This window comes from Armatimonadota bacterium (assembly GCA_035527535.1).
Classification (GTDB): Bacteria; Armatimonadota; Hebobacteria.
Genome location: DATLAK010000173.1, coordinates 1 through 6,287, shown reverse-complemented (window position 1 = coordinate 6,287; position 6,287 = coordinate 1). Strand labels below are relative to the sequence as shown.

The following is a 6,287-nucleotide window of genomic DNA, read 5'->3' as shown; positions in this document are numbered from 1 at the left end:
ACGCCTTCCAGGGGTTGGGGCGCGAGGGGCTGGAGATCCTGGCGCAGGCGCGCGCGGAGACGGGGCTGCCCATCGTCACCGAAGCGCTCGATCCCCACGACCTGCCACTCGTCATGCACTATGCCGACATCATCCAGATCGGCGCGCGCAACATGCAAAACTTCCGGCTGCTGCAGCGCGTCGGCCAGTGCGGCAAGCCGGTGCTGCTCAAGCGCGGGCCCGGCAGCCGCGTGCGCGATCTGCTGATGGCGTGCGAATACATCATGCTCGAGGGCAACCGTCAGGTCATCCTGTGCGAGCGCGGCATCACCAGCTTCGAGGACGCGACCCGCTACACCACCGACATCAACGCCGTGCCCGTGCTCAAGCGCCTGTCTCACCTGCCGGTGATTCTCGATCCCAGCCACGCCACCGGCGACTGGCGCTATGTGACACCGCTCGCGCGGGCGGCGATCGCCGCCGGCGCCGACGGCATCATGGTCGAGGTGCACCCGCGCCCCCAGGACGCGCTCTCCGACGGCCCGCAGAGCCTGGAGCCGGAGAAGTTCGTTCGCTTGACGCGCGAGCTCGCCAAGGTCGCGCGCGCCGTCGGCAGGCGCATGCCCGCGACGCAGCGGCAATCGTGACCGAACGGATTCCGATTTGAACCGCCGAGCACGCAGAGGCGAATCCAGGCTGTGACTCTGCACAGATTCTCTGCGGGCTCAGCGTTCTCCGTGGTTAATCCGGTGCGATATGTCCGACTGCGCTTTCACCAGCGTCGCGCCTTACTACGACGCGCTGATGTCCAACGTCCCCTACGACATGTGGGCGGACTACATCGAGGAGATCTTCGAGCACCTGCGGGTGACGCCCCGGCGCATCCTCGACATCGCCACCGGCACGGGATCGGTGGCCATCTTGCTGGCGGAGCGCGGCTACCAGGTCACCGGCGTTGACCTCTCCGCGCCGATGCTGGAGCAGGCGCGGCGCAAGGCGCGGGAGCGCGTCCTCGACCTCCAGTTCCTCCAGCGCGACGCCGCCGAATTGAGCTTTCCGCCGGCGTCGTTTGATGCCGCCATCTGCCTCTACGACAGCTTCAACTACCTCCTGGAGCCCGCGCGGCTGCAGTCGGCATTCGACGGTGCGGCGACCGCGCTGGCTGCTGGCGGCCCGCTCATCTTCGACCTCAATACCGTCCGTTCGCTCGAGCAGGAGCTGTTCACCCAGCAAAGCCTGTCCCCCGAGCGCGAGGTGCGCTACAGCTGGCGCAGCCGCTGGGATGCGGCCGCGCGCCTCGCCCGCGTGGACATGGAGTTCTGGGCCGACGACGGCGTGCATTTCGAGGAAACCCATTACCAGCGCGGCTATACCGAGGCCGAAGTCACCGCGATGTTGGAGCGCGCCGGGTTCATCCTCGAAGGCGTATTCGAGGCCTATACCTTCCTGCCCGCGGGCCCGCGCACCGAGCGCGCGTTCTACGTCGCGGGGCGCCGGCAGTAGGGGCGACTCGCCGAGTCGCCCCTACTGCGAACGGGTCGCAGGGCCGCCCCTACGTTACCAGCATCGCGTCCCCGAAGCTGAGGAAGCGATAGCCCTCCCGCACCGCCTCGCGGTATGCCGCCAGCGTGTGCGCTCGCCCCGCGAAGGCGCAAACCAGCACCAGCAGCGTCGAGCGCGGCAGATGGAAGTTGGTCAACAGCACGTCCACCACTCGGAAGCCGTATCCGGGCATGATGAAGAGGTCGGTCTCGCCGTCGAAGGCCTGCAGCTCGCCACCGCGCGCCGCGGTCTCCAGGGCGCGCGCCGTAGTCGTACCTACCGCGACGCAGCGCCCGCCTCGCCCGCGCGCCTCGGCCACCGCCTCAATCGCGGCCGCCGGCACCGAGCACCACTCGGAGTGCATCTCGTGGCGCTCCACTTCCTGCTCGCGGATGGGGCGGAAGGTGCCCAGCCCGATGTGCAGCGTCACCCACGCCATGCCCGCCCCGCGCTGCTCCAATGCCCGCATCATCCGCGGCGTGAAGTGCAGCCCGGCGGTCGGCGCCGCGCTCGAACCCCGCCGTCGCGCGTATATCGTCTGGTAGTCGTCCGCGCGCTCCGGCGGGCGGTGGACGTAGGGCGGCAGCGGCACCTCGCCCGCCCGCTCCAGCGCCTGGTCGAGCTCCCCGGGGGACGAAAACGCGAGGCGACGCCTCCCGCCCGCCGCGCGCTCCATTGCTCCTGCGTAAAGCGCGAGCACCCGCGCCCGCAGCTCGTCGCCGAACCGCAGCTCATCGCCCACGCGCACCCGCCGTCCCGGCCGCACCAGGGCCTCCCATATTCCCGGCTCGAGCTCGCGCAGCAGCAGCGCCTCCACCGCCCCACCCGACGGCTCCCGTCGCCCCCGCAGTCGCGCCGGGATGACCCGCGTGTCGTTGAACACGGCGACGTCGTCGGCTCGCAGGTAGTCAGGCAGGTCCCGGAACCGGCGATGCTGGATCGCTCCCGTCCGGCGATCGAGAACCAGCAGCCGCGAATGGTCGCGCGGGCGCACGGGCGATTGGGCGATGAGCTCCGGGGGTAGATCGTACTCGAAGTCGGAGAGGCGCATCGCGTCAGCGCCGCCACGCGATCAGCGAAGAGATGATCGTCAGCACCGCGCTCAGCGCGACCGGCGTCCGGCCCCGGCGGTCAGGCCCGGGCACGGCGACGCTCCCGCTTGGTGCGGCGCGATCGCTCCGCCTCGATCTCGCTGTACAGGCAGCCGCAGTACGTCTGGCGGTAGAGCCCCAGCTCCTCGGCCAGCTCCCGCACCTGCGCGAACAGCGGCCGGAAATCCTCGAAGTGGAACTTCACGCCCGCGGCCTCCGCCGCCGTTGCTCCCGCCTCGCGGATGCGGTCCTGGTCCTGGTAGGGGCTGACCAGCAGGGTGGTGGTGAAGACCGCTATGCCCTCGTCGCGGGTCGCCAGCGCCGCCTCGAACATGCGCACCCGGTAGCACAGCCGGCAGCGCTCGTCCTCGCGGAAGGTCACGGCGCGAAAGAAGACCCGCGGTTCGTATTCCGGCGGCGGCAAGAGGGCGATGCCCAGCTGGGCGCACGCCCCACGGAATGCCTCCAGCCGGCGGGCGTGCTCGGCCTGCGGGTGGATGTTGGGGTTGTAGAAATACGCCGCCGGCTCGCGCCCGTCGGCGCGCAACTTGCGCGCCACCGGCAGCAAGCACGGCCCGCAGCAGGTGTGTATCAGCGTCTTCATGGGGTGCTTGTGTGGCACAGCCGCCCTCGGCTGTGTCCCTCCCGGCGCTTGCCTGGGGGCAGGAGACAAGTGGCTAAGCCCGCTTCGCGGGCCGCCACCCCGGCCGCCGCAGGCGGTCTAGGGGCTCCTGCCCTACGGCACTACTCCGGCGGAGTCCCCGTCAGCCAGCCGGCGGCGGTGTCCAGGTCCCACGCGCGGCGCACCTCGGCGATCGCCGCCTGACGCGCCATCAGCCCCTGGTCGTAGTCGGCGGCGTCGCCCCGCTCGAGGTAACGCAGCAGTGCGAAATCGGATTGATTGAGCAGGTTGTAGGCAAGCACGCGGTGGCGATGCCCTCGCTCCATTGCCGGCGGCGGCGCCAGCGTCTCCGCCGCCCGCGCCAGCGCATCGGAGCGGCCGTGAAGCGCGCGCAGCAACTCGTTCATCGCTTGCGCGGTCACGACGCCGCGCGACATGCGATCCCAGCTCCGGCGCGCCTCGTTCACGATTGACTCCATTTCGCGATCCCATGGGCGCGCTGTCTGCACGTAGTCCGGCGGCCCGTATGGAGTTGACGCCGACTGGATGGCCTCCGCGGCGCGCGCCTGCGCGGCCCGCATCCTCACTATCTCGGCCAGGCGCGCGGCGGCGGCGGTGTCCTCGGGGTTGGCCTCGACCGCTTTCTCGTACTGCTGCCGGGCCCCCTCCAGGTCTCCCAACCCGGCCAGCGCCGCGCCCAGCGCCGTATGCGCTTCGAAGCCGGCCCCCAGCTCCAGCGCGCGCGCCAGCTCGGCCTTGGCGGCAGCGTAGTCTCCCTGCGCCAGATGTAGGCGCCCTAGCTCCAGTCGGGCCTCAGCCGCATCGGGGTCCGCCGCGATCGCTGCCTGCAGGCGGCGACGCGCCCGATCCCGGTCGCCGAGCGCCAGGTAGGCGCGCGCGGCCTTGACGCAGTAGCCGCTATCCCGCGGCGCCAGGGCGCTGCCGCGATCAAAGAGCATCGCCGCGATCTCCGGCTCCCCCCGCTCCAGGAACTCGTCGCCGGCGGCGACCAGCCCTGCCGCGTCACGTGGAGCCGCGAGCACGAGCTCGCGCACCGACACTGCGATCTGCCCGGCCACCTCGCGGGCGATACCTTGGCTCCACTGCGCGAGCGCCGCGGCGGCGCCGGGTAGCGCCGGCCCCACCGTCTGGCGCACAGCCATCCGGCGCCCGCCCACCACCGCAATCAGCATCGTCACCTGGGTCTCGTCTCCCGCCGCCGCGACCCACGCGCGGGCGGTGGCAGCGGCCCCCAGAGCTGCTCCCAGCGCGCGCGCCCGGCGGTCGCTGAGGGTATCTGTCCGCCCAGCGCCAAGGGCATCGAGGGCGCGCAGGGCGCGCAACGCCCGCGGAGATCGCGCTGTCGCGGTCTCGACCGTGAGCTCCGGTGACAGCATCGCATTGAGCGCGTCGGGGAGCGCGGAGTCAAGCGCGTCCGCCGCCGGCTCCGGGAGGTTGTGCTCCTGGACGCCCAGCCACGCCACGTCGCCCCCGGCAGCCGCCGGCGATGCGGCGCCGACCAGCGTAAACACCGCCGCGGCCAGCGCTACCCAAGGCATGGTCAAGCTGCGCATAAATCCGCTCCTACTCCAGCTCCAGCACCCGCAGCGCCGCGGCGGCGGTGCGCAGGCCGTGGCGCGCCGCCTCGGCATCTTCGCCGGCGGTGATCCGGCGCCGGTAGCGCTCGACGCTTTCCTGATAGGCGGCTACGGCGTCGGTGCGCCGCCCGACCTGGTAGTAAAGCCACCCCGCCTCCTGGTAGGTCTCGGCGCCCGCCGGGGTGGCGCCGGTGATAAGGCGCTGGTAGGTGTTGACGGCCCCGGCCAGGTCGCCACGGAAGTACTGAGCGCGGGCCTGCTCGGAGGTGGGCGCCGGCGGCTGCGCCGGGCGCAGCGGGTGGGCGCGGCGGACGAATGACTCCGGTGCGGGGATGAAGGTCGAGGCTGCGGGCGCCGCCGGCGCGCGCGGCGGGGCGGGCGGCGCGGAGAAACCCGCGCCAGCCGGTGCGAACCCGGAGCGCAACGGCGCAGGTGCGCGTGCCGGCGGCGGAGACGGCACGCGCGCGGACGGAGCCGGCGGGATTGCGGGCGGTATGGGTCGCGGCTCCGCAGCCGCCACCGACGGCGTTGGCACCGTCGGCGCAGGCTGCACCGATGCCGCGCGCCAAGCGCGGACGGTCAGCACCAGCAGCAAGGCCAGGACCGCCGCGGCGATCACAATGGCGTACCACATGGGCGCGAGCCGGCGGGGTTTGCCCGCCGTCGCCGGGGCGGGCTTGCGCCGCCGGCGGACGGCCGGCCGGGGCGGCGCCGGCGGCGGCGCGACAGGCGGCGCGACAGGCACCTCGATCACCGGTGGCGGGGGGGGCGAAACGAGTTGCTGCAGGCTCTCGCGGTCGGCGGCGCTGTCGGGGCTCAGGCGCAGGGCGGCCTCGTACGCCTGGATGGCGCGCTCGCGCTGGCCGGCGCGCTCATAGAGGATGCCGAGAAGGGAATGCGCGGAGGTTGATTCGGGATTGGCGGCGACGGCTCGCTGACAGGCGGTGATCGCCTGGGCCAGCTTGCCCTCGTCGGCAAGGTGGAAGGCCTCGTCGAGCAGTGTGTGCGCGCGCTCGGCATCGCTGGGCGACCGGTGCGCCGGCTGCGGACCGGTGCGCCGGCCGCGGGTCGGCGCGCCGGCTGCGGCTGCGGGCGCCAGGTCGGCGCCACACCGCTTACACGCGAGGCTGCGCTCCGGATTCTCGGTCTGGCACTTCGGGCATCGCACGGCGGAGCCACCCCTTGGACTTTGCTTACCCGGCGCGACCGGCCCGTAAAACCGCGCCGCAGGCGGCTAGGCCCTGCGGGCCGCCGTGGCGGCGGCACAGCCGCCTAGCCACTTATCCGCCGATGGCGGAGAGGATTCACGCCGCGGCTAGTGTAGTGTCCCGATGATGGCTTTACAATGGGCGACCTTCTCCAAGATAGCATCGACCTTTTTCGTCCAGACGAACGGTTTGGGATTCTCGTTGTTGACCCGGATGAAATCTTCGATCGCCGCGACGAGTTCCGGGA

6 protein-coding genes are annotated in these 6,287 nt (G+C 71.9%); 2 read left to right on the top strand and 4 right to left on the bottom strand.

Annotated elements, in window-relative coordinates:
- On the top strand, window positions 1–626 hold a 626-nt coding region (gene aroF, locus VM221_12395; GenBank protein HUT75619.1), incomplete at its 5' end, for a 3-deoxy-7-phosphoheptulonate synthase.
- 109 nt (window positions 627–735) lie between these two features.
- Window positions 736–1,482, top strand: coding sequence for a class I SAM-dependent methyltransferase (locus tag VM221_12390; GenBank protein HUT75618.1), 747 nt, complete (start codon window positions 736–738; stop codon window positions 1,480–1,482).
- Between the two features lie 49 nt (window positions 1,483–1,531).
- On the opposite strand, the gene queA is transcribed toward VM221_12390, so the two are convergent.
- The 4 genes from queA to VM221_12370 all read right to left on the bottom strand — a co-directional run bounded on the left by queA (window position 1,532) and on the right by VM221_12370 (window position 6,000).
- Window positions 1,532–2,572, bottom strand: a complete 1,041-nt coding sequence (gene queA / locus VM221_12385) for a tRNA preQ1(34) S-adenosylmethionine ribosyltransferase-isomerase QueA (protein HUT75617.1) — start codon at window positions 2,570–2,572, stop codon at window positions 1,532–1,534.
- A gap of 80 nt (window positions 2,573–2,652) precedes the next feature.
- On the bottom strand, window positions 2,653–3,216 hold the full coding sequence (locus VM221_12380) for an epoxyqueuosine reductase QueH (protein HUT75616.1): 564 nt from the start codon (window positions 3,214–3,216) through the stop codon (window positions 2,653–2,655).
- A 140-nt stretch (window positions 3,217–3,356) separates the two neighbouring features.
- Window positions 3,357–4,808 carry a tetratricopeptide repeat protein gene (locus tag VM221_12375; protein HUT75615.1) on the bottom strand — a complete coding sequence of 484 codons (1,452 nt, stop codon included), beginning with the start codon at window positions 4,806–4,808 and terminating at the stop codon, window positions 3,357–3,359.
- Window positions 4,809–4,818: 10 nt separating this feature from the next.
- Entirely contained in the window at window positions 4,819–6,000 is a 1,182-nt protein-coding gene (locus VM221_12370; protein ID HUT75614.1) for a tetratricopeptide repeat protein, read from the bottom strand.
- Window positions 6,001–6,287 lie beyond the last annotated feature (287 nt).